Below are 21,509 nucleotides of genomic sequence, written 5' to 3'. Positions count from 1 at the left end.
TTTCAATCGAATGGCGCCATGGCATCCACACCACGCTTTTATGTCTTCTTCCTCGTTCTACTTCTGGCCGGATGCGCTACTGGCATAAAAACGAACCAAGCCACCGGTACCCACTCCTTCGGATTCCAAGACCTTGCACTCAACCCAGCCAACGGCGGAATAGCGGTGGGGGTAGATGCTCTACGGCCTGGCGACATCATTCTCACGGCGGATAACGGACTGAACTCCTCGGGCATCCGTCTATTTACGCTGTCACCCGTCAGCCATGCGGGGATGTACGTCGGCGATCAACAAATTGCGGAGGCCGTGGGCGAAGGCATACGCCGACGAACAATCGCTGAACTGCTGGCACAAGAAGCCACCGTCGTGGCCTTTCGGCATCCTGGAATCACACCGGAAAACGTTGCCAGAATGGGAAACTTCGTAGACCAGCACGTGGGTCAAAAATACAACTATATGGGGGTCATGCTCCAAGCTCCTTTTACGTTGGAGCGGCGTTTTTGCGAACTGCCCCTGGTGCCATCCACCATACGGGACTTCTGCATCCGCGGCGTGGCTGCCGTACAACTTGGACTAGGGCGCAACGACCAGTTCTTCTGCTCGCAATTCGTATTGGAGGCATATCGCAGCGCCGGGCTTCCACTAACAGATGCTGATCCGCGTCTGATTAACCCCGGCGACCTGCTGCATATGCGGGAAGGGGACATCCCGTCAGTGAGAACCCACCAGACTCTGCAATACGTGGGCCATCTCAAAGCACCTCCGCTGGCCATTGCGGCAACCCAGCCAGAAAATTAAGGCCGCGACCGAAGTACTCTCGCCATTGTGGAGTTGAACAAGGTCACGTCCTCAATCTGAGGAATGTGTCCCACGCCAGGCAAGACAGTAAGCTGCGCACCGGGTACCAGAGCCTGGAGTTGTTGCGCCTGGACGAGCGGCGTGATGCTGTCCAGCTCACCCCAAACCAATGACACGGGCATTTTGAGGCGGCGAAAATTTTCCGGCTCCACGCTGGCAGGCGATTCGCAGCCCATCGCAAATTGGTAAGCCCAATCTCCCAGACCTGCGCTGAAATCCTGGTTCTTGAAAGGCTGCTGGTAAATCGCCGTGCGCGCCGCCGTCACTACGTCTTTGCGTGCCACAAACCGGCGCAGCAAGAACTGGCTGAAAGCCGGCTCCGTCGCCACCGCCGCCACGATGCCAGTACGCAACATACGCCAGGAAAGTACCGCCTGCAACCACTCCGACGGGACACAGGCAGCTTGCGGCACGGCATGCAGACCAATGGCTGCATCCAGTAGTACCAGATGTCCGATACGACTGCCATCCAGCATCGCAGCTTCTACGGCCGGCCCGCCGCCAAATGAATGCCCCAACAAGGTTACAGGTTGCCGCCCCATTTGCTCGAGCACCGCCAGAATCCGCTTCGCCTGGGTATGGCGGCTGTAGTCCCCATTGGCTGGCAGCGTAGTGAATCCAAAGGGCGGCAGATCCAGCGCAACGACGTGGTAGCCCGCTGCCGCCAGGGCATCGGCGTTGCCCACCCAGGTGCCACTCCAGGCACCGGTTCCATGAACCAAAAGCAGAGGCTTGGCATTCTTAGCGCCCCATTCGCGCAGATGCACGTCCACATCTACGGCATGTACCCAGCGGTCACCAGTGGGGCCGCCTGTACCGCGCGGCAGCGTCTCCGTTGCGCTGATGCGAATTTGGGCGTAGACCAGCCAGCAGCCAACGACCAGCAACAACAAGACCCCGACGTAGCCCATACCTTTGGCAAAGCCAATGAGCAGACGAACCAATAAAGACCGTTCAGTAGTCAAAAATATGCTCCACCTGCACGCCCGCTGCAGCCCACTCACGCAGCGCGGCACCGAGTTGCGGCACGCTGGCGGTCGCCACAATGCGCTTACGCCCGGGCTGGGTGAGTATGGGTTGCTCAAAAAGCAACTTATCGACTCCCTGCACAGGCCGCCAATCCGCAGCCCCCACCAGACTCACCAAAATGATGGACCGGTTACCCGCAATTTCGCGGAAATCGACACCCTGGGCTGCCAGCGCCTGGGCGTAAACCATAAACGCCTCATAGCGTGGGACGGTGGCCAATGCCGCACCATCGGGCAGCACCTTGAGTATCTTCAGGTCTGGCAGCACCGGATTGGATGCGGGTACAGGCTGGGTCACGATGGCCGTGACCAACAACGGTGTGTCGTAAATCGACTTGGTCGCCAGCTTGATGAGCTGCCCGTAAATCGCCTTGATGCCGTATTCGGTTGTCAACGCAAAGCGGCGCTCCCATTTACGCAGCATGTCCGGCCCCGTCCAGGGCACTACCGTCCACAAAGTCTTGAGCTGGCCCCAAAAATCGTACTCATACCAGGGTAAAACTCGGATGAAGTCCACATAGTCCTGGGCCACCCGCGCAGCGTGTTGGTCTTCTGGAGTACGCGTACCCGTGGTCGCTTGGCTCAAACGCCCAATCAGGCTTTCATAGACGGCTCGCAAGCTGTACTCGACCGACGTGCTGACGCCAATCACCATCACCATGAGATGGTAGCCAGGGTTCAAGGCATACCCTTGCGCCCGACTCTCATCAAACACCGCCTTGTAACCCTGCCAAAACTGAACCACGTGGCCTAAAAAAGGAAACTGGTCCGGGGGCGACTGCTTGGCAAAGCTTGCATATTCGGCAGGACTGAACACTAAAAACCACTCTGGATACGTCAACAGAGTCTGCTCGACGCCGCGCACATGTTCGATCGGCGTCACCGCCCCGTCTGCAGGACGGGCATCCGGCACAGCACCACCGGCAACAGCAGCGAGGCCCAAGGCCAATGTCGCACAAATAACCCGCATGGATTTCACGCCAACTCCTTGCGAAAAGCCAGCAGTACGTTATCGGACGGATCGCGCGCCTGCAACAGATGAGGCCCCACATCCTGCAAGCCATGCTGGCCCAGGTACGCAACCCAGTCTGCGATCGGCCGGAAGTAGCGCAGCTCTGCCTTGTTCTGTGCCCAGGGCACACCCAGCCCCGCATTGAACACGGTGTGGGCAAGCGAGACAAAGGCATTCATCGCATCAGACTTCACGTCATGGTCCCGCAAAATAAAGGTGGCACCTGGCTTCAGCACACGCACGATAGACGCCACAAAGGCCGGCAATTTGTCCAAAGGGCAATGGTGCAGGCCTATGTAGCAGGTCACCAAATCAAACGTATTGTCTGGCAGCTGTGCAGACAGCGGAGCATAGTCGGCCAAAGGTACAAAGCTGCCGATTTTGCGCAGACCACCGCGCTCCACAATATCCACAGGTGACCAACCTGGCGCCAGGTCATTGACCAGCACCACCGGACCACGTACATCCAATCGTTTACGCAATGTGCTGATGTAGCGTCCGGTACTGCCAATTTCCATATAGCCCTGGATCTGCCTCTGCGTCCCCAACAACTCCAGCGTCTGGCGGGTCATTTCATCCTTCTGTTTAAACAGCGATGGCAGCGCATACGTCAGATCCGCATGGAAAGGCTTGATGTGCGGTAACTGCTGCTGCAGATCACGATAAATCGCTTCGTCCGAATCGAACTGGGCGCAGCTGCGTTTGATCAGCGTATGAAAGCGATCTTCAGGGTACAACCGGTAGATGTTCTGCAAAAATTTATAGAAAGCATCATGCGAATGCACGTCGCCAAAAACGGCTTTAAATTCTGAGGCGGGTTGGACAAATTGCATCATGGCAAAGTAGGCGCGTAATAGGTGTCCCACAGGACGTTACGGAAGCGAAAGCTGGGGTCGAGTCGGCGTTTAAGTGCAAAAAGTTCTTGCGCGCGTGGGTAGGCCGCATGGAACTGCGCGGGCGTCGCATGCGGCTGGTAGGGCAGGTAATAGCTGCCGCCGACGCTAATAGCGGCGTCAATTAGCTCACGGGTCCAAACCGCGACGCGGTTCTTGGCGTTGTCCCGAGTGCGCTGCTTGTAGTACAGCACGAAGGCAAAAGTTTCTCCACGCGCCCAGGCCATCAAGGCCCCCGGGTCCGCCTGGGCGTGTCGTACCGATACGTTCAACGCATTGACGCGAAAGCGCTGCAATATCTCTGCCATCTTGGGCACAAACACATCAAACTGCTCCACCGGCACAAAATACTCCTGCAGAACATAGGTGGTGTGCTGACGAGATGCGGGCTCCAGTTCAGCCACGTCGTAACTGGCTTCAAAATTGCGCCAATGCACCTTGCGCCGCAGATACAGCAAAGGGTCAATCAGGAATTCGCGCCGCCATTTACCTAGCGGAGTCTCCGAGACGGCCCACACGAAGTACCGTTCCACCGCGTAGCCGATGCCCCCCTGGTGCAAGCGCCGTGGCTCCGTGACCGCATCTTCAGTTTGCACCCAGGTTACCGAGCGGGCTCGTTGGTAGTTCGGCGGGTACAGATCGGCATTGTGAAAAATCGCGTCAGGCGAATGGCGCACTTTGGCTTTAAAGTGCTCCAGATAATCCTTGACCGAAAGCTTTTTTGCCACACGCTTGATCCGCACGTTGTCAGCCAGCGACAACTCAACTTCCACGATCACACCCAAACCACTGTAGCCACCAATCACCCCATAGAACAGCTCGCTGTTACCCGCTGGCGTGACCTCCACCACGGATCCATCGGCCATGACCAGCTTGAACCATCGCACGCTCAAAATCACCGGCCCTAAACCCATGTATCGCCCGTGCACATTCACACTGAGCGAGCCGCCCACCGTGAAATTGGCATAGGTCTGCATGATCTTCACCGACAGGTCGTGCGGATCGATAAAACGCTGAATGTCACACCAGCGTATCCCTGCCTGTACGCGTATGGTCTTTGCCATTGGGGCAAACAGAATCACACGGTTCATCTCACGCATGTCCAAATGCAGGCTTCCAGGGCTGGCAGTTTGGCCACCCATGCTGAAGTGGCCACCCCCCACAGACACGGGGCCGTCCGTCCGTGTCACTGCATCCACCACCTCCTCCACCGTAGTGGGTTTGCTGATCGCCCATACCGAGACCGGATTCAAACCCGTCACATCATTTACTACCAGATTCGCGTTCTGCATATTCACCGCACCACTAAAAAGTCCTGGGCATCACGCAAGTACGTATGTGCTGCAGAGCCAGCACCTTTGCGAACAAACTGCCACACCAACCACGCAGCCCCCACTACTGGCACCAAGCCAAACCACAACCAAACGGCCGAGTAACCACGGTCGTGCAATCGTTGTCCACCCGCGGCAACCAGCGCCCACAAAGCCAAAGGATTGAGCAAGTAAACCACCGAGGTACCCAGCAGCGGACGCAATACGCTGTCGGCCACCATAAAAACCAGCAGCAAAACGAGCACGCGAGCCCAAAATGCGCCACGCGCTAACAGGCCACGGCACCGGAAAAACTTTTGAAACAGCGACATATTCTTCCTCACATCAAAGCTCGCACACGCCCGTACAAGCTCTCCAGACTGACATCTGCAGCAACCATAGGCCGATCCACATTCAAACCAACACGGTTAAACATCCCGCGCCGGAACGGCCGGACCATCGCGCCGCCCGGCTCGACACGGCTGAAATACGAGCCCCACAAATTGGTCAAGGCCATGGGAATCACCGGCACCGGCGCGGCCTCCAGAATCTTCATGATGCCGCCCTTGAACTCCTGCAGCTGGCCGTCCTTGGTCAGCCCGCCTTCGGGGAAGATGCCCAGCAAATCACCATCGGCCAGCACCTTGGCGGCGGCGGCAAAGGCAGCCTCGTAAGCCTCCGGGTCTTCGGCGCGCGGCGCGATGGGGATGGCCTTGGCCAGGCGGAACAACCAGCCCAGCACCGGCACCTGGAAGATGCGGTGGTCCATCAAGAAGGTGATGGGGCGCGGGCTGGCTGCCATCAGCAGCACCGCGTCCACAAAGCTCACGTGGTTGCAGGCCAGGATGGCCGCGCCGTGCACCGGAATGTGCTCGTCGCCCTGCACCTTGAAGCGGTACACGCAGTGCGACAGCAGCCAGGCCACGAAGCGCAGCAGGTACTCGGGCACCAGCATGAAGATGTAGAAAGCCACCACCGCATTCGCCAGGCCGGTAAACAGGAATATCTGCGGAATGGTGCAGCCCGCACCCAGCAGCGCACCGGCCAGCACCGAGCTGGCGATCATGAACAGCGCGTTCAAGATGTTGTTGGCAGCGATGATGCGCGCCCGGTGCGTGGGCTGGCTGCGCAGCTGAATCAACGCGTACATAGGCACGCTGTACAGCCCGGCAAACAGGCTCAGCAGCGCCAGGTCGGCCATCACCCGCCAATGCGCCGCCTGGGCCACGAAGGCACCCAGGCCCATCACACCCGTATCGGGCAGGCCGCGCGAGGCAAAGTGCAGGTCCACCGCAAACACGCTCATGCCGATGGCACCCAGCGGCACCAGGCCGATCTCCACATGGCGGCGGCTCAGCACCTCGCACAGCAGCGAGCCGGTGCCGATGCCGATGGAGAACACCACAAGCAAAAGCGTCGCCACCTGCTCGTCGCCGTGCAGCACTTCCTTGGCAAAGCTGGGGAACTGGCTCAAGAACACCGCGCCAAAGAACCACATCCAGCTGATGCCCAGCAGCGAGCGGAACACCACCAGATTGCCGTGCGCCAGCTGCAGGTTGCGCCAGGTCTCGGTGAACGGGTTCCAGTTGATCTTCAGACCCGGGTCGGTGGCCGGCAGTTGCGGAATCGCCTGCGCCACGCAACGCCCCACCAGCGCCAGACCCACGCAGCCAATGGCCACGGCCGTGTGGCCCACCTCGGGCACAGCCACCAGCAGGCCACCCACGATATCGCCCAGCAAAATGGCCACGAAGGTGCCCATCTCCACCATGCCATTGCCGCCGGTCAGCTCGGCATCATTCAACACCTGCGGCAGATAGGCGAACTTGACCGGCCCGAACAGCGTGGAATGCAGGCCCATCAAAAACACGCAGGACAGCAGCACCGGCACCTGCACCGCCACATTGCTGGTGAAGAAGCCATAGGCCGCCAGCAGCATGATGGCGATCTCCAGGTTCTTCACCGCACGGATCATGGCCGTCTTGGGGAACTTGTCGGTCAGCTGGCCACTGGTGGCCGAGAACAGCAAAAACGGCAGGATGAACAGCGCCCCGATCACCAGCCCGGCCATGGCCGGCGGCAGCCAGCTAACGCTGAGCTGGTAGGTCACCATCACCGTGAACGAGAACTTGAACAGGTTGTCGTTCGCCGCGCCGGAAAACTGGGTCCAGAAAAACGGCGCAAAGCGGCGCTGCTTCAACAGAGCGAACTGGTTCGGATGCGCAGCGGCGGCAGGAATATCGGCTGTCTGTGTCGTCATTTTTATAAACCCAATATGGCTGTGGCGCACATTCTATGTGCGGGTAAAGCTATTAAAAATATAGCTGCGTGGAAGTGCTGAAACTGCGGCTCTGGCGGGCTCTAAGAACGTGTTTACGATCTAAACACTGTACTGGCTAGGCATGACATGCAGCGCCATTGGCCCGCGCTGCCGCGCCACGCAGGCCCACACCGGCCAGGCCACCATGGCGGCCACCACATGCTTCAGACTATGGCCAGACACCCAGCCTGCCGTCCAGGCAAACACGCTGTGGTCGCCCAACTCCAGCAGCTTGGCCAGGGCATACAGGGCGACTACGGCACCTAAAGGCAGCCCCCAGGCACCAGCGACCGGCCGGCACATCGCCAGCAGCACCATCAGCAACATGCCACCGCCTTGCAACACCGCCCAAGGCAGCAGATTGCTGGAAAACACCCACACACCAACCGCATAGGGGCCACACACCAGCACTGCGGCCATGGTCGCTACCCCCGCCCTGTCGCTGACACGGTCGGCCACCGCCAGCCCCAGCAAGCCCGCGAATGCCACCACCATGCCCAGGCGGTCGATCGCCAGCCCACTGTCCCCTGGCTGCCAGTGGTAGGCGCTGGAGCAAAACGCCGTCACGACCAAGCCCAGAAAGAACAAGGCCGACAAATCGCGTTGCACACTGCGCACCAGGCTGTAGCGCCACAGCTGCACCAGCCCCCAGGCACCGCCCACGGCAAAAGGCAGGTTGCTCAGCACATCCATCGCATGCGGCACGCCCCACCAGGCCCGCTGGTCGGCAAACGCATGGTAGTGGTCGTACTGCGCCACGGCAGGCCCGAGGCAGGCGAACAATAGGGCCGAGGCGCAGGCCCATAGCAGCCTGGTTTCAAGCGAGGACAAAGATGTTTTCACAGCGGCTTCTTTCAATCGATAAGAGGTGCGCCAGTGTCTTGTCGAGAGTCCGATTGGACATCCAATATTCGATACAGACTAGCTAATTGCACCTAAAAGTATCAATAATCAATACCCATGAGCACCACCGCCGACCTCGTCACCGCCCTGAAGAAGGAACTCAAAGCCGCGCACATGACCTATGCCGACCTGGCAGTGCAGCTGGGCGTGGCCGAGTCCAGTGTGAAGCGCATGCTGGCCAAGGGCGACATGCCGCTGTCGCGCGTGGACGCCATCTGCCGTGCGCTGAAGCTGGACTTTGCCGAGCTGGCGCGCCGCGTGGCCGATGCCCAGCCGCTGCTGGCCGGGCTGACGCAGGAGCAGGAGCGCGCCGTGGTGGCCGACAAGAAGCTGCTGCTGGTGGCGATCTGCGTGCTGAGCCAGTGGACGCTGGAGCAGATCGTGGCCAGCTACCGCCTGAGCGAGGCCGAGTGCATACGCTGCCTGGCCCAGCTGGACCGCATCGGCATCATCGAGCTGCGCCCGTTGAACCGCTACCGCCTGAAGCTGGCCAAAACCTTCCGCTGGCTGCCGCACGGGCCGGTGATGCAGTTCTTCCGCGAGGATGTGCTGCTGGACTACTACAACGGCGGCTTCGACGGCCCTGGCGAGGGCCTGCTACTGGTGCACGGCAGCGTCAGCCGCAGCCTGGCGCCGCTGTTTCTGGAGCGCCTGCAGCGCGTGGCGCAAGACTTTGCGCAGCAGCACCTGGCGGATCAAAAGCTGCCCGAAGCGGCACTGGAGGGCTACACCCTGCTGCTGGGCATGCGTCGCTGGGAGTTTGCGGCGTTTACCGCATTGCGACGCTGAAACGCCACGGCTCAACGCCCACCAACCGTTCGCCCTGAGCTTGTCGAAGGGCCCTTCGACAAGCTCAGGGCGAACGAGTTGCTCATGCCGAAACGCTATCCGTAAACACCGTCAGCACCCCGGTATACCCATACAGGTTCTGCCGAGCGATCTCACCCGCGGCGAAGAAACCCACCAGGGGCACATCGCCCAGCGCGCGGCGCACGATTTGCAGCTCGGCGCTGGGGCCGCCAAAGTGGTCGCCGCCGCGGCCGGTACAGCTCACGTACACGGCACCGGCAATGCGCCGAGCCGGGTGCGGGGCGGACTCGGCCTCGGGAGCGGCGAGTGCGGCGGCGATCTCTACCGACAGCTCCTCGGGCTCCAACTCTTCGCGGATTTCGGCGCAGATGCGCACCAGGTCGGAACGTGCGGCCTGCATATTGCGCTGGCAGAAGGCCAGCCGGGTGCCGACCTCTACCGTGTCGGCAATGGCAATGCCTTCGCGCGCAGGGTCCAGGCCGATGATGTGGCGCACCACCACGTCGCTGCCGAAATGCGCGGTGCGCAGCACGGCATCGCCGGCGGGCGAGCGCGCCAGCCCGACCAGGGTGTTACGCACCTTGGCCAGGGCCTCTTGCGGCTGGGCCAGGTTCACGCCCAGGTCGTACAGCAGCACCGTCAACGCGGGCTGGCCGTCCAGCTCCAGCACCAGGTTTCCGTCCGAGGCGGTCACCGTGCGGTTGGCACTGATCGGCTGGCAACCCTGGGTGATGCGCGACACCAGGTGCACGCCCTCGGCAAAGGCCACGCCGCTGAGACCGCCGCTGAACACGCCACCGGCCGCGCCATGGCCTTTGATATTGCCGTTGCCACCGACCGCGAACTGTACCGAACGGGTGCGGCTGGAGGCCAGGCCGCCGAACAGGTAGCCGGTGTCGGTGCGCAGGGCCATCTCGGCCACCAGCTCGGTCAGGTCGTGGGTGTTCGCATCGGCGTGGACCAGGGCGGTATGCGCCTCGAAACCCAGGCCCAGCGGCGCCACGCCGGAGAACACCCGGTACTGGTCGGCCGGCAGGTCACACAGCATGACGCTGAGCGCGGGTTCGTCAAAGTACTCCACATTGTTAGCGGCAATACCTATGCCCACGGTGCCAGACCAGTCAGTCACCTCGGGCAGCTCGCCACTCAGGTGGTCCAGGATGTCCTGCGCATCGCCGGCGTAGTGGTCGGTGATGTAGAGCAGGCCCAGGCTGGGCGCGTTGGCGTAATCGGGCAGGGCCATCTGCGCGCGCAGCTGGGCCAGCACCAGGCCAGCCGCCATACGCCACTGCGGGTGCGTGGCATGGCCATGGGGAAAGAGTTTGAGGGCAGGCATAGGCCTCGGGTCCGAAGAAATAAAGCCTCAGCCTACGCGTTTTTTGGCAACAGCTTTTTTAGCAGGGGCTTTTTTGGCGGGCGTCTTTTTGGCGGCGGCCTTGGCCGGGGCAGACTGGGGCTCGGCCGCGGGCTTGGTTTTGGGGGTGGCGGCCTTGGCGAACTCGCCCACGCTTTTCAGGGCCTCGGCTGCGAAATTGCTGGCCAGGTCCTTGCTCTTTTCCAGCGCGGCCTGGGTGCCAGCGTCTTTCAGCGCGGCGCCGGCAATGTGCTGGAACTGCTCGGTCAGCGAGCCCCACCATTTCAGCGGGTCCACCACGCCGGGCAGCGGGGCTGCAGGCTCGGCTTGTGGCTCGGGCGCGGCGGCCTGGGGTGGAGGCGCGGGTTCTGGTTCCGGTTCGGGCTCGGGTGCCGCCTCGGGCGCGGGAGTGGGTTTGAGCTTGAAGGCATTCGCCAGGTCGGCCATGCTGAAGTTCATGCCCTTCAGCGTTGCCAGGGTCATTTTCTGCACCTCCAGCGCCTGGATGGTGGCTTTCAACGCCACCGCGTTCTGGTCCAGCCAGAACTGCACGGCCTTCAGCTCGGTGATGCGCTTTTCCAGCTCTTCCACATTGATGGTGGGCGCCACCCAGCCGCCGAGTGGCGACGCCGGCGCTGCACCAGCAGCCCCCTTGCCCAGGTTCTTCAGAAAGTCAAAGCCGGGCACGAATTTGCTGAAATCGAAGGCGGGTGTGTCGCTCATAAAGTCTCCTAGGGTGTTGCTGCACAGCTTACTCCAACAGACCCGCAGATCCCCCTACGCTAACCCCCATGGCGAACCATGGCTGCCTGCACGCCAGGAACCCGTGGAACCGGCTCTGCCGGGCCACTGGGTTCCCCCCAAGCTCAGTGCTTGTGCTCAGCCATGCCGCCTGGGGCCATGGTGGCCACGGGCAGCTTCAGGTCGAGCTTGCTTTCCACGCCCTTGGCGTCCTTGAAGGTCAAGGTCAAGGGGATGGTGCTGTCCTTGGGCAGGGCGGCTTTCAGGTCCATCAGCATGACGTGAAAGCCGCCGGGGCTCAGGGCCACGGGCTTGCCGGCGGGCAGGTCCAGGCCGCCCTGCACCGGGCGCATGCGCATCACGTCGCCGTCCATCTTCATCTCGTGCACCTCGGCCAGGCCGGCCACGGGGGTGGACACGGCCACCAGCTTGGTGTTTTCCTTGGCGGTCAGGGTCATGAAGGCGCCGGAGGCCTTCTGGCCCTGCACGCTGGTGCGGGCCCAGGCGTCTGAGACCACTACGTTTTGAGCATACAAATGCCCGCTAGCGCAGAGAATAGCTGCGGCAATAGCTATGAATTTCATAGTAATAAAGGCCTTAATGTTGGTGGCCGCCGACGTGCTCGGACGGGATGATTTCCAGCATGGCTGCGGGCGCTTTCAGGTCGTGCGCAGATTTACCGGGGGCCGGAATCTCGGCCCAGTCGGTGCTGCCTTGTTCGCAAGTTTGCAGCACTTTGAACCACATCGCACCGGCCTCACCAGGCAGGCTGCCGCGCAGCACGAATTCGTCGAAGTAGGCATCGGGCAGCGCGTTGCCAGGGGATGCGGTCCAGGTGATGCTGGTCACACCGTCGGTGATCTGCTTGCCGTGGTCATCCAACGGCTTGTCCAGCTTGCCAACCACCGTGGACAGCACCCAGCCCGCCTTGGGCATGGGCTTGGCGTCTTTGAAGCCGGCCGGCACGGTGACGCGGATGGCCGTGGTGGCCGCGCCGTTGCAGCCGTGGCCCACGCGCAGGGCCGCGCTGTAGCCGGTATTGCCCAAGGCGGCGGGCTCGGCCAGAACAATATGGGCAAAAGTGCTGCTAGCGCACACAGACACTGCGCAAGCAGCTACGAATTTAAGAGCAAAAGAAAAAGACATGGAACAACCTCTGGATCAAGACGAAACAAGCCTCCAGCGCAGATAAAACCTGCGCCAGCAGCTATACATTTGGTAGTCAGAGGAAGGTCGGCGGCCCGCGTGCGGGCAGGGGCGCAGCGGTCAGCCAGGCCAGGCGTGCAGCGGGAATGCTGCGCAGCGCATAGGCCAAGGGCTGGGCCGGTGCCACGCGCAGCTGTACCTCGGGCGGCGGCAAGCCACCACCGGTGATGCACAGCGGGCAGTCGCCCATCTGGCTCACCACCTGGCTGCTGCCGTCGGCCGACTTGACCAGCAGCTTGACACTGCCCACGCTGGAGCACACCAGCTCCAGCGACTGGTGGTTAACCAGCGGCGCGGCGATCGCCACACCCAGCGACAACACAAAGCACAGCAGCGCCCAACGGGCAATGGCGTGTGTGTGGCGCAGGAAGAGCATGCGCCGATTATCCATAGATAGTGCGATGGATCAGGCGCTGCACGGATTGCCCTGCGCCGCACAAGCCGCACAGAATCAGCCGCACCACCATGTCCGCGGCCCAACCGCCTCCACACCATGAAACGACTCATTCTTTCCAATGACGGCACCTGGAACTCCCCCGACCAGGAAGACAACGGCGTGTTGTCGCCGACGAATGTGGTCAAGCTGCACAACGCCCTGGCAGGGCATGGCAGCGACGGGGTGGAGCAGCTCGCCTACTACCACCCCGGCGTGGGCGCCAAGGGCCAGCTGCTGGACGCCATTGCCGGCGGGGCCGTGGGCGCGGGCATCAGCAACCACATCCGCAGCGCCTACCACTGGCTTGCCACGCACTATGTGCCGGGCGACGAGATCTACATCTTCGGCTTCAGCCGCGGCGCCTTTACCGCGCGCAGCCTGGGCGGGCTGCTGGGCCGGGGCCTGCTGGACCTGCGCAGCGCACCGCCCAAGGACGCCTGGGCCCGCGTGGACGCGGCCTACCAGAAGTACACAAAACGGTCGCTGGACGACCGCCAATGGGCCGCTGGCTGGAGCTTCTTCCACGGCCTGGACGCCACGCCGGTGCGCTTCATCGGCGTCTGGGACACGGTGGGTGCGCTGGGCGTGCCGGACGACCTGGAGCTGCTGAACCTGTTCGACAGGTCTGAGAAATGGCGCTTCCACGACACCAACCTGGGCGCCCACGTGCAAACCGCCCGCCACGCCATGGCGCTGGACGAAGTCCGCGCCAGCTTCACCGTGACACGCTGGGCCAATGCCGACCAGCACAAGGACGCCACCGAGCTGTGGTTCCCCGGCGTGCACTGCGACGTGGGCGGCGGCTATGCGCACAGCGACCTGTCCGACGGCGCGCTGTCATGGATGATGGAGCAGGCCAGCCTGGCGGGCCTGGCATTCCGCCCTGGCGTGCAGGCGGCGCTGCAACCCAACCCGCTGGGCGTGCTGCACAACTCCTACAAAGGTGCCTTCGCCAAGCTGCGTTCACGTCCGCGCAATATCGAGGCCATGGTGACCGCCAACGCCGCGAGCTTCCACCCTAGCGCCTTCGTGCGGCAAACCATGTCGCCCATCGCCTATCCGGCCTACCACCCGAGCTACGCACTCGCCCCGGGTGAAAGCCGCACGGTAGACATCTACGCCGACACCCAGTGGAACCCTACCGGCGTGTATATGGACCAGGGCCAGAAATACATCTTCAGCGCCACCGGCGAATGGCTGGACAGCACCGACGCCTGCGACTGGCGCGGCACCGAAAACCACGACTACACCCTGGGCGACGTGGTACGCGCGGGCGGCACTGCGCTGGGCAAGGTCGAGGGCTGGATGAAGAAAGCCACCGGCAACGCGTCCACCGACTTCTGGCTGACCAAGCGGGTGGAGGGCTACCGCTGGTTCACCCTGGTGGGTGCGATTACCAACGACTCGGGCATAGGCTCCATCGTGCCCAACGACGGCAGCCCCAACCCGCATGAATACCTGGACCTGCCGGTGCACGAGAAGCAGGCCTTCGTGGTGCAGCACCCGGGCTACCTGTTCTGCTTCCCCAACGATGTATGGGGCCTGTACAGCAACAACCATGGCAGCGTGCGGCTGACCATCACGCGCACCGAGTAAGCGTTCGGAGCGGCAGTGTCATGCAAATGACACAGCAATGCCGTGGAGCCGTCACATCAACGCGTGACACTGGCGGGACATCGCTTTGACAAGGAGCCGCCATGTCCTATTTGACGCCCATCCTGTGCCGCAGGAACGCCGATGCTGCAGCAGTTTGACGCAGGCCGTGCAGGCACGGCGCCCTGGCTGGCGGCCCTGCAGCCCAAGCCCGGCAGCACAGAGCACGACCATGACGACGACATCGGCCATGGCCAGCGCTACCGCTGCATCTTCATCTCGGACCTGCACCTGGGCACACCCGGCTGCCAGGCCGAGCCGCTGCTGCGCTTTTTGAAGACCCACCCCAGCGACTACCTGTACCTGGTGGGCGACATCATCGACGGCTGGCAGCTGCGCCGGCGCTGGTACTGGCCGCAGGCCCACAACGACGTGGTGCAAAAGCTGCTGCGCCGCGCCCGCAAAGGCTGCCGCGTGATCTTTGTGCCCGGCAACCACGACGAGTTCGCGCGCGGCTTCGTGGGCCACCACTTTGGCGGCATCGAGGTGGTGCAAGAGGCCGTGCACGTCACCACCGATGGCCGCAGGCTGTGGGTGGTGCACGGTGACCACTTCGACGCCGTGGTGCAGTACGCCAAATGGCTGGCCTACCTGGGCGACAACCTGTACGAGCTGACGCTGAAGCTGAACCGGCACCTGAACAGCTTTCGCGCGCGCATGGGCCTGCCCTATTGGTCGCTGTCGTCCTACCTGAAAGGCAAGGTGAAAACCGCGCTGAACTACGTCACCGACTTCGAAGACGCCGTAGCCGCCGAGGCCCGCAAGCGCGGCCACCACGGTGTGGTCTGCGGCCACATCCACCGCGCCGAAATGCGCACCATCAACGGCACGCTGTACTGCAACGACGGCGACTGGGTGGAAAGCCGCACCGCCCTGGTCGAACACATGGACGGGCGCCTGGAAGTGCTGCACTGGCAAGATCCTGTAGAAGCCACGCCCAGCGCCGCCATTGCCGCGCCACGCCCCAAGGCCGCAGCCGCCGTGGCCAGCCTGCCCGCCGAAGTTGCGCGCTAAGGCAGGCAGCACTTCATCACGCCGGATACGCGCCATGCACAGCACCGTACCCACCTGCGTCCGCAAGCAAATTCACCCGCCTGTCACACGGCCTGTCACCGTTTCGTCACCCCCTGTCACCCTCTTGTACCGTTCACATTGAAGGAGCCACCATGTCTGATTTTTTCGAGCAACTCAAGATCCAGCGCTGGGACGACCACCGCTACTACCACCACAGCCGCATCAACCAGTCGCTGCACTTGGTCAGCGCGGTCAGCTTCGTCTGTGCCTACGCACTGCTGTTCAAGGACCCGGCGCTGGCCGCGCTGCTGGCCTGGCTGGTGTCCATGACGAGTCGCCAGGCCGGCCATTTCTTCTTCGAGCCCAAGGGCTATGACGTGGTGAACCAGGCCACGCACGAGCACAAGGAAGACATCAAAGTCGGCTACAACCTGCGCCGCAAGGTGGTGCTGATGGCCATCTGGGCCGCATCTCCGCTGCTGCTGGTATGGCAGCCCAGCCTGTTTGGCCTGCTGGACCCGCACACCGGCTGGGAAAGCTTCGCGCGCAACACCGGCCTGGTCTGGCTGGCGGTCGGCGTGGGCGGCCTGGTGTTCCGCACCGTGCACCTGTTCTTCATCAAGGACGTGGAGGCCGGCCTGGTGTGGATGACCAAGATCCTGACCGACCCCTTCCACGACATCACGCTGTACTACAAAGCCCCGCTGGCCTTGATGCGCGGTGAACTCATCGAACCGCGCCAAGCGCACCACGCCTAAACCAACCGGTGCCCCTGCTTCGCGGCAGGGGCTTCGTCCCGTTCAAAACTTCTTCGCCAACATTTCCCGCAGTACCCGGCGCTTGATGGACTTATTGGTCAGCTCCGGGTTATGCCACCACCAGCCGTCGGCCTGCATGGCCTGGGCGGCGCGCACGAAGCGCTGGGCCACGGCTTCAAAGTCGGCGTCGCTGTAGTTCAGGCTGAAGATGAAACGCCCCGTGCCCACCCAGCTCAAAGCAAGTCCTTCCAGCCGCAAATAATGTTGAAGCAAAAAGTTGTAGCAGGCCGGCTGGGTGTAGAGCACGGTCCAGATGGACGACATATTCGCCACCTGCACCGGCAGGCCGGCCGCCTGCAGGCGCTGGTTCAGGCTGGCAGCGCGCTGGTCCCAGCGCGCGTCCTGCCCGGCGTACAGGGCCTGGATGGGCGCTGTGTTCAGGCTTTGCAAAAACACATTCATCGCGCCCATCACATAGGGGTGGGCGTTGAAGGTGCCGCGCGCAAAGCAGATGTCAGCCGGCGCCTCCTCGCGGTAGCGCTTCATCCAGGCATGCTTGCCGCAGACCACGCCCACCGGCAGGCCGCCGCCCAGGGTCTTGCCGTAGGTAACCATATCGGCCTGCACGCCAAAGTATTGCTGCGCACCGCCGGGTGCCAGGCGGAAGCCAACGAACACTTCGTCGAAGATCAGCGCAATGTTTTTCTCGGTGCAGATCTCGCGCAGCTGTTGCAGCCAGCGGGTGTAGGCGGCGCGGTCGTAATGCGCCTGGCGCGAGCTGTCCAGCAGCGACGAATCGCCGGGAGCACCAATGTTCGGGTGCAAGGCCTGCAGCGGGTTCACCAGCACGCAGGCAATGTCCTTGCGCTTGCGCAGCACGCGCAACGTAGCCTCGCCCATGTCCTTCAGCGTGTAGGTATCGCGCTCGGTCACGGGGTTACCGATGCCGGGCTGCACATCACCCCACCAGCCGTGGTACGCGCCGCAAAAGCGCAGCAGGTGCGTGCGCCCGGTGTGGTAGCGCGCCAGGCGCACGGCCTGCATCACCGCCTCGGTACCGGACATGTGGAAGCTCACCTCGTCCATGCCGGAGATGGCCTTGAGCCGCTGCGCGTTGTCTGCCACCACCGGGTGGTAGGAGCCCAGCACCGGGCCCAGCTCGGCCACCAGGGCGCTGCCCTGGGCGATGCTGTCCTTGTAGAAGTCGTTGCCAAACAGGTTGACGCCGTAGGAGCCGGTCAGGTCGTAGAACTGATTGCCGTCCATATCGGTCAGGGTTACGCCGCTGGTCGACTGCACAAAGGAGCCGGTCTTCAGCGCCTTGCCGAACAGCTCGCGGAACTGGTAGGGCAGCTTGTAGGCGGCTATGAATTGCATGTCCGAGATATCGCCCTCGGCCGCACGCGTCAGCGCCAGGCTTTTGGCATAGCGCGCACCGAATTGCGCGGCCAACCGGGCCAGCGCAGTTTTGCGCAGGCCCACCACTTCAGGCGGTGCGCCGTCCAGGCCAAAGGCCTGCGTTTCGTCGTAGCGGTAGCTGGGCAGTTGGGCTGCCATGCGGCGCGCCATGCGCGGATGGCCGGTGAGCGAGCGGTGCTTGGCCAGCGACAGCTCCAGCCGGGTCTTCACACGTGCCGCGCCATACAGCAGGGCACCGCCTGCGGCGGCATACAGAACCAGAGTTTCATTCACAACATTTTTCCTTTCAAAAGAGATTGACCATGCAGATACGCCAGCACATCCAGCAACTGCTGAAGCAAGAGGACCTGAACTTTTTGCTGACCAACCGCCTGCCCAGGCGCTGGCTGACCCAGGCCATGGGCTGGTTCAGCCAGATTGAGCAGCCGCTGGTGCGCGACGCATCGATTGCGGTGTGGAAGTTCTTCTCCGACCTGGACCTGTCGGAGGCCAAGAAAACGCATTTCAAAAGCATGCACGACTGCTTTACCCGCGAGCTGAAAGACGGCCTGCGCCCGCTGGCCATGGACCCTGCGGTGATGAGCAGCCCCAGCGACGGCATCGTGGGCGCCAGCGGCCCCATCCAGGGCACGCAGGTGTTCCAGGCCAAGGGCTTTCCGTACACGCTGGAAGACCTGCTGGGCGACGAGGCGCACAGTGGCGAATGGCGCGACGGCTACTTCGTCACGCTGCGCCTTACCTCCAGCATGTACCACCGCTTCCACGCACCACAGGACTGCACGGTGGAGAAGGTGACCTACTTCTCGGGCGATACCTGGAACGTGAACCCGATTGCCTTGAAGCGGGTAGAGAAGCTGTTTTGCAAGAACGAACGCGCCTTCCTCAAGACCCGCATCACCGGCGACAGCCCGGCCCAGGGCCAGCCGATTGCGCTGGTGCCGGTGGCGGCCATTCTGGTGGCCAGCATCCGCCTGCATTTTCTGGATGTGCTGCTGCACCTGAAGTACAAAGGCCCAACCACCCTGCCCTGCAATGCCAGCTTCCGCAAGGGGCAGGAGATGGGCTGGTTTCAGCACGGCTCCACCATCATCGTGCTGGCGCCCAGGGGCTTCACGCTGTGCGAAGGTCTGCGCGAAGGCTCGGCTGTCCGCATGGGCCAAGCCCTTATGCGCTGGGAACGCTAGTTGCGCTAGTAGCGCTGGGCAGAAGGTGCGGCGCGAGGCTGAAATGGCCGCCGTGGCACTGCACCACGGTGCGCAAGGTGCCCACGAAGCTGTCGTACACCGCCGCCCAGCCCAGGTGGGCCACGCTGGCCGCCGCCTGCTGGCGCATGGCCTGCAGCGCGGGCCGGTCGCTGGCCAGGGCTACGGCGGCCTGCACAAACTGCATTTCTTCGCCCAGCGGCACCAGCATGCCGTTGTGGCCAGGCCGCACCACATTGGCCGCTGCCGCATAGTCATAGGCCAGCACCGGCACGCCGCTGGCCAGGGCCTCGGGCACCACATTGCCATAGGTTTCGGTGGTGCTGGGGAACAAGAACAGGTCGCCCGATGCGTAATGGGCAGCCAGGTCTTCGCCCTGGCGCAGGCCAGCGAAATGGGCGTGCGGACAGTTGTCCTGCAGCAGCTTGCGCAGCGGGCCATCGCCCACCAGCACCAGCTTGGCATTCGGTACGCGGGCCTGGATGGCGGCAAAGGCCAGCACCACCGAACCCACATTCTTTTCCTTGGCCAGGCGGCCCACGTGCACCACTGCCAGATCGTCCTCGGCCACGCCCCAGCTGGCACGCAGCGCACTGGAGCGGCGGGCCGGGCTGAACTGCGACAGCTCCACGCCGCGCGACAGCACCGACACATTGCGGTAGCCGCGCGCCTGCAGCGCCGCCACCAGGGCCGGCGTGGGCACCAGGGTAGCCAAGGTGCGGTTGTGCAGCTTGCGCAGGTACGCGTCTATGGGTGTCTTCAACAGGCCCAGTCCGTAATGGCCGGAGTAGTTATGGAAATTGGTGTGGAACGAGCTGGTCACCGGCAGCTGCAGCTTGCGCGCGGCCGTCACGGCCGACCAGCCCAGCGGGCCTTCGGTGGCGACATGGACCACGTCGGGTTGCATCTGCTGCCACAGCTTGACCAGCCGGTTCTTGGACGGCAGGCCGAAGCGGAAGTTGCCGTAGCTGGGGATCGGCACGCCGGGCGACAGTACCTCGTCCAGCCCCTCGCGCGGGCTGCTGGCCTCGGCACCGGGCTGGCGCGGACGCACGATCTGTACCGCATGGCCACGCTGCAACAGCCCCTCCACCAGGCGGCCCAGGGTCATGGCGACCCCGTTGACCTCGGGCGGGAAGGTCTCTGTCACCAGTGCAATCCGCAGACTGGACGGGTGGGCAGCGAACGATTCGACGATGATCTCTTCGGTGTTTTTCACAAGCCCGAGGCTACGGGCTGCTAATTTCAGATTGATGATGCTTTTATGGCAGTTTCAAGACAAATGCATGCCCACGCCGCTCATCGCTTGCGCGTCACCAATGGCCCGCTCCGGCACCGCTGCGCACGGCTGTGGGCACGTCCGGCGACGGGCTGACCGCCAGCTGCGCTGCCTGCGCCATGCCCCGGCTGTCGTCCAGCACAGCCGCGTCTTGCTGCAGGCTGTTCGCAGGCCGTGCACCGGATATGGCATTCGGCACGCAAGGGCGATGCAATGCAGCATCACAGGCCGCTGAGCTTGAATCCACGTCCGCCTGCAGCCCAAATACAGCACCGGGCTCCTTGTCGCGCAAACTGGGTACGGCCACTCTCTCGAAATAATTGCCCTCCATCAGCACATGGGTGTGCGGGCCGTCCGCGTCCAGCGCATGCCAGGAGCCGTCCTGGAAATAGTTGTTCACCAGATGCACGAACACATCGGCCTGGATGCGCGGCCCGCGCCCGGCAAAGTCGTGCAACCAGTTGTAGGCCATGGTGACGTTGCCATTGCCGTACAGCAGCAGGTTCCAGTAGTGCCTGCCATTGCACATGGCCGAGTAGGTGTTGCGGCCGTCGAACTCGTTCCACGAAACTACCAGGTCTGTCACCCGGCCCTGGTGGTCGCCGGTGCCGGTCACCAGCATCTGGCGACCGATGCGGCTGAAATAGTTGTGGTCTATCCACACCTGGCTGGCCTGGCTGATGGTGATGGCATCGCCGCCAAACACCAGGCCCTGGTTGATGTCGGTAAAGGCCAGGTTGCGCACGATGATGTTGTGCACCCCGTTTTGCAGCAGCAGCCCCTTGCCCTTGATGGCGGCTGCCGCGCCCACGCCCAGCAGCGTCTTGTTGGAGCCGACCAGCATGCCGCGCACTGCCGCCTTGCGGTAAGTCACATCGAACAAAGGCTTGCCGTCGCAGTGCGTGTCTTGCGGATGCATGACGAGCGTAGCCTCGGTTTGCAATGGCGCGGTGCAAATGCTGGTGGCATGGCAGGCCTGGATGTGGCCGGTGGACTCCGTGTCGCTCAGGTCGATGGTGGACGCCACTTCGATGGTGCGCGGCGCGTCGTCGGTGCAGACACCGCCCACTGCGCTGTGGCACAGGGCGGACTTGAGTTCGTCCGGCGTGCTGACACGTACCGTCGGCCCTGCCCCGCCCCCGGTAATCCCCCGCGCCATGTCCAGCGTGGTGGAAGGCGCGGCCAAGGCCACAGCACTGCCAGCGACAAACACCATGCAACACCGAAAAATAAATCTTTGCAAAGACATGCAGGTCCACCTGTTTCATTCACAAGTGCGCAGCCTAGCCTGCCCAAGTTAAGGCAATGTATAG

Annotated in this window: 21 protein-coding genes; 6 read left to right on the top strand and 15 right to left on the bottom strand. The window is 62.8% G+C overall.

Translation table 11 applies throughout. From position 1 onward, the window contains the following. The first annotated feature begins 18 nt into the window (after positions 1 to 18). Entirely contained in the window at positions 19 to 798 is a 780-nt protein-coding gene (locus AC07VY_RS17860; protein ID WP_495111355.1) for a C40 family peptidase, read from the top strand. Here the strand turns inward: AC07VY_RS17860 and AC07VY_RS17855 are convergent. The 7 genes from AC07VY_RS17855 to AC07VY_RS17825 all read right to left on the bottom strand — a co-directional run bounded on the left by AC07VY_RS17855 (position 795) and on the right by AC07VY_RS17825 (position 8,264). Continuing rightward, positions 795 to 1,862 carry an alpha/beta fold hydrolase gene (locus AC07VY_RS17855; protein WP_495098616.1) on the bottom strand — a complete coding sequence of 356 codons (1,068 nt, stop codon included), beginning with the start codon at positions 1,860 to 1,862 and terminating at the stop codon, positions 795 to 797. The genes AC07VY_RS17860 and AC07VY_RS17855 overlap by 4 nt on opposite strands. Further along, on the bottom strand, positions 1,813 to 2,865 hold the full coding sequence (locus AC07VY_RS17850) for a hypothetical protein (RefSeq protein WP_495098615.1): 1,053 nt from the start codon (positions 2,863 to 2,865) through the stop codon (positions 1,813 to 1,815). Before AC07VY_RS17850 ends, AC07VY_RS17855 begins: the two co-directional genes overlap by 50 nt. Then, a complete protein-coding gene (locus AC07VY_RS17845) occupies positions 2,862 to 3,734 on the bottom strand; it encodes a methyltransferase domain-containing protein (RefSeq protein ID WP_495098614.1) in 873 nt (290 codons plus the stop codon). Before AC07VY_RS17845 ends, AC07VY_RS17850 begins: the two co-directional genes overlap by 4 nt. Continuing rightward, complete coding sequence (locus tag AC07VY_RS17840; protein WP_495098613.1) at positions 3,731 to 5,083, bottom strand: FAD-binding oxidoreductase; 1,353 nt, start codon at positions 5,081 to 5,083, stop codon at positions 3,731 to 3,733. The genes AC07VY_RS17845 and AC07VY_RS17840 overlap by 4 nt, the downstream gene beginning before the upstream one ends. A gap of 2 nt (positions 5,084 to 5,085) precedes the next feature. After that, a complete protein-coding gene (locus tag AC07VY_RS17835; protein WP_495098612.1) occupies positions 5,086 to 5,433 on the bottom strand; it encodes a DUF805 domain-containing protein in 348 nt (115 codons plus the stop codon). 8 nt (positions 5,434 to 5,441) lie between these two features. Then, complete coding sequence (locus AC07VY_RS17830; protein ID WP_495098611.1) at positions 5,442 to 7,361, bottom strand: MFS transporter; 1,920 nt, start codon at positions 7,359 to 7,361, stop codon at positions 5,442 to 5,444. Positions 7,362 to 7,481: 120 nt separating this feature from the next. After that, positions 7,482 to 8,264, bottom strand: coding sequence for a hypothetical protein (locus AC07VY_RS17825; RefSeq protein WP_495098610.1), 783 nt, complete (start codon positions 8,262 to 8,264; stop codon positions 7,482 to 7,484). A 117-nt stretch (positions 8,265 to 8,381) separates the two neighbouring features. Here AC07VY_RS17825 and AC07VY_RS17820 point away from each other — a divergent pair, with 117 nt between their 5' ends. Next, positions 8,382 to 9,113, top strand: coding sequence for a helix-turn-helix domain-containing protein (locus AC07VY_RS17820; protein ID WP_495098609.1), 732 nt, complete (start codon positions 8,382 to 8,384; stop codon positions 9,111 to 9,113). Between the two features lie 82 nt (positions 9,114 to 9,195). On the opposite strand, the gene AC07VY_RS17815 is transcribed toward AC07VY_RS17820, so the two are convergent. From AC07VY_RS17815 to AC07VY_RS17795, 5 genes are all read right to left on the bottom strand, one after another. Beyond that, on the bottom strand, positions 9,196 to 10,470 hold the full coding sequence (locus AC07VY_RS17815) for an FIST signal transduction protein (protein ID WP_495098608.1): 1,275 nt from the start codon (positions 10,468 to 10,470) through the stop codon (positions 9,196 to 9,198). A gap of 27 nt (positions 10,471 to 10,497) precedes the next feature. After that, positions 10,498 to 11,211, bottom strand: coding sequence for a PhaM family polyhydroxyalkanoate granule multifunctional regulatory protein (locus AC07VY_RS17810; protein ID WP_495098607.1), 714 nt, complete (start codon positions 11,209 to 11,211; stop codon positions 10,498 to 10,500). 143 nt (positions 11,212 to 11,354) lie between these two features. Then, the gene (locus tag AC07VY_RS17805) at positions 11,355 to 11,813 is read right to left on the bottom strand and encodes a copper chaperone PCu(A)C (RefSeq protein WP_495098606.1); all 459 of its coding nucleotides are present in this window, start codon (positions 11,811 to 11,813) and stop codon (positions 11,355 to 11,357) included. A gap of 13 nt (positions 11,814 to 11,826) precedes the next feature. Next, a complete protein-coding gene (locus tag AC07VY_RS17800) occupies positions 11,827 to 12,375 on the bottom strand; it encodes a YcnI family protein (RefSeq protein WP_495098605.1) in 549 nt (182 codons plus the stop codon). A gap of 76 nt (positions 12,376 to 12,451) precedes the next feature. Beyond that, positions 12,452 to 12,826 carry a DUF2946 family protein gene (locus AC07VY_RS17795; RefSeq protein WP_495111354.1) on the bottom strand — a complete coding sequence of 125 codons (375 nt, stop codon included), beginning with the start codon at positions 12,824 to 12,826 and terminating at the stop codon, positions 12,452 to 12,454. A gap of 102 nt (positions 12,827 to 12,928) precedes the next feature. On the opposite strand from AC07VY_RS17795, the gene AC07VY_RS17790 reads away from it, so the two are divergent. The 3 genes from AC07VY_RS17790 to AC07VY_RS17780 all read left to right on the top strand — a co-directional run bounded on the left by AC07VY_RS17790 (position 12,929) and on the right by AC07VY_RS17780 (position 16,296). Continuing rightward, positions 12,929 to 14,467 (top strand): T6SS phospholipase effector Tle1-like catalytic domain-containing protein, encoded by a 1,539-nt coding sequence (locus AC07VY_RS17790; RefSeq protein WP_495098603.1) that lies wholly within the window; start codon positions 12,929 to 12,931, stop codon positions 14,465 to 14,467. A gap of 141 nt (positions 14,468 to 14,608) precedes the next feature. After that, complete coding sequence (locus tag AC07VY_RS17785; RefSeq protein WP_495098602.1) at positions 14,609 to 15,538, top strand: UDP-2,3-diacylglucosamine diphosphatase; 930 nt, start codon at positions 14,609 to 14,611, stop codon at positions 15,536 to 15,538. 152 nt (positions 15,539 to 15,690) lie between these two features. Further along, complete coding sequence (locus AC07VY_RS17780) at positions 15,691 to 16,296, top strand: hypothetical protein (RefSeq protein WP_495098601.1); 606 nt, start codon at positions 15,691 to 15,693, stop codon at positions 16,294 to 16,296. 42 nt (positions 16,297 to 16,338) lie between these two features. On the opposite strand, the gene AC07VY_RS17775 is transcribed toward AC07VY_RS17780, so the two are convergent. After that, on the bottom strand, positions 16,339 to 17,988 hold the full coding sequence (locus tag AC07VY_RS17775; RefSeq protein WP_495098600.1) for an aminotransferase class III-fold pyridoxal phosphate-dependent enzyme: 1,650 nt from the start codon (positions 17,986 to 17,988) through the stop codon (positions 16,339 to 16,341). Between the two features lie 29 nt (positions 17,989 to 18,017). On the opposite strand from AC07VY_RS17775, the gene asd reads away from it, so the two are divergent. Next, positions 18,018 to 18,899, top strand: coding sequence for an archaetidylserine decarboxylase (gene asd / locus AC07VY_RS17770; RefSeq protein ID WP_495098599.1), 882 nt, complete (start codon positions 18,018 to 18,020; stop codon positions 18,897 to 18,899). Here asd and AC07VY_RS17765 read toward each other — a convergent pair. Next, positions 18,880 to 20,136: a glycosyltransferase family 4 protein gene (locus AC07VY_RS17765; RefSeq protein ID WP_495098598.1), complete on the bottom strand. Its 1,257-nt coding sequence runs from the start codon at positions 20,134 to 20,136 to the stop codon at positions 18,880 to 18,882. The two genes, asd and AC07VY_RS17765, sit on opposite strands and share 20 nt — an antisense overlap. A 94-nt stretch (positions 20,137 to 20,230) precedes the next feature. Further along, the gene (locus AC07VY_RS17760) at positions 20,231 to 21,412 is read right to left on the bottom strand and encodes a pectate lyase family protein (RefSeq protein WP_495098597.1); all 1,182 of its coding nucleotides are present in this window, start codon (positions 21,410 to 21,412) and stop codon (positions 20,231 to 20,233) included. Positions 21,413 to 21,509 lie beyond the last annotated feature (97 nt).

This window comes from Rhodoferax sp. GW821-FHT02C08 (genome assembly GCF_059421805.1).
Note: the sequence above shows the minus strand (reverse complement) of the source record. Positions and strands in the feature narration are given on the sequence as shown.

Coding starts and splice junctions, on each gene's coding strand:
- AC07VY_RS17860 (WP_495111355.1), top strand. CDS start 19: ATGGCATCCACACCACGCTTTTATGTCTTCTTCCTCGTTCTACTTCTG.
- AC07VY_RS17845 (WP_495098614.1), bottom strand. CDS start 3,734: ATGATGCAATTTGTCCAACCCGCCTCAGAATTTAAAGCCGTTTTTGGC.
- AC07VY_RS17840 (WP_495098613.1), bottom strand. CDS start 5,083: ATGCAGAACGCGAATCTGGTAGTAAATGATGTGACGGGTTTGAATCCG.
- AC07VY_RS17835 (WP_495098612.1), bottom strand. CDS start 5,433: ATGTCGCTGTTTCAAAAGTTTTTCCGGTGCCGTGGCCTGTTAGCGCGT.
- AC07VY_RS17830 (WP_495098611.1), bottom strand. CDS start 7,361: ATGACGACACAGACAGCCGATATTCCTGCCGCCGCTGCGCATCCGAAC.
- AC07VY_RS17820 (WP_495098609.1), top strand. CDS start 8,382: ATGAGCACCACCGCCGACCTCGTCACCGCCCTGAAGAAGGAACTCAAA.
- AC07VY_RS17815 (WP_495098608.1), bottom strand. CDS start 10,470: ATGCCTGCCCTCAAACTCTTTCCCCATGGCCATGCCACGCACCCGCAG.
- AC07VY_RS17810 (WP_495098607.1), bottom strand. CDS start 11,211: ATGAGCGACACACCCGCCTTCGATTTCAGCAAATTCGTGCCCGGCTTT.
- AC07VY_RS17805 (WP_495098606.1), bottom strand. CDS start 11,813: ATGAAATTCATAGCTATTGCCGCAGCTATTCTCTGCGCTAGCGGGCAT.
- AC07VY_RS17800 (WP_495098605.1), bottom strand. CDS start 12,375: ATGTCTTTTTCTTTTGCTCTTAAATTCGTAGCTGCTTGCGCAGTGTCT.
- AC07VY_RS17795 (WP_495111354.1), bottom strand. CDS start 12,826: ATGGATAATCGGCGCATGCTCTTCCTGCGCCACACACACGCCATTGCC.
- AC07VY_RS17790 (WP_495098603.1), top strand. CDS start 12,929: ATGAAACGACTCATTCTTTCCAATGACGGCACCTGGAACTCCCCCGAC.
- AC07VY_RS17785 (WP_495098602.1), top strand. CDS start 14,609: ATGCTGCAGCAGTTTGACGCAGGCCGTGCAGGCACGGCGCCCTGGCTG.
- AC07VY_RS17780 (WP_495098601.1), top strand. CDS start 15,691: ATGTCTGATTTTTTCGAGCAACTCAAGATCCAGCGCTGGGACGACCAC.
- asd (WP_495098599.1), top strand. CDS start 18,018: ATGCAGATACGCCAGCACATCCAGCAACTGCTGAAGCAAGAGGACCTG.
- AC07VY_RS17760 (WP_495098597.1), bottom strand. CDS start 21,412: ATGGTGTTTGTCGCTGGCAGTGCTGTGGCCTTGGCCGCGCCTTCCACC.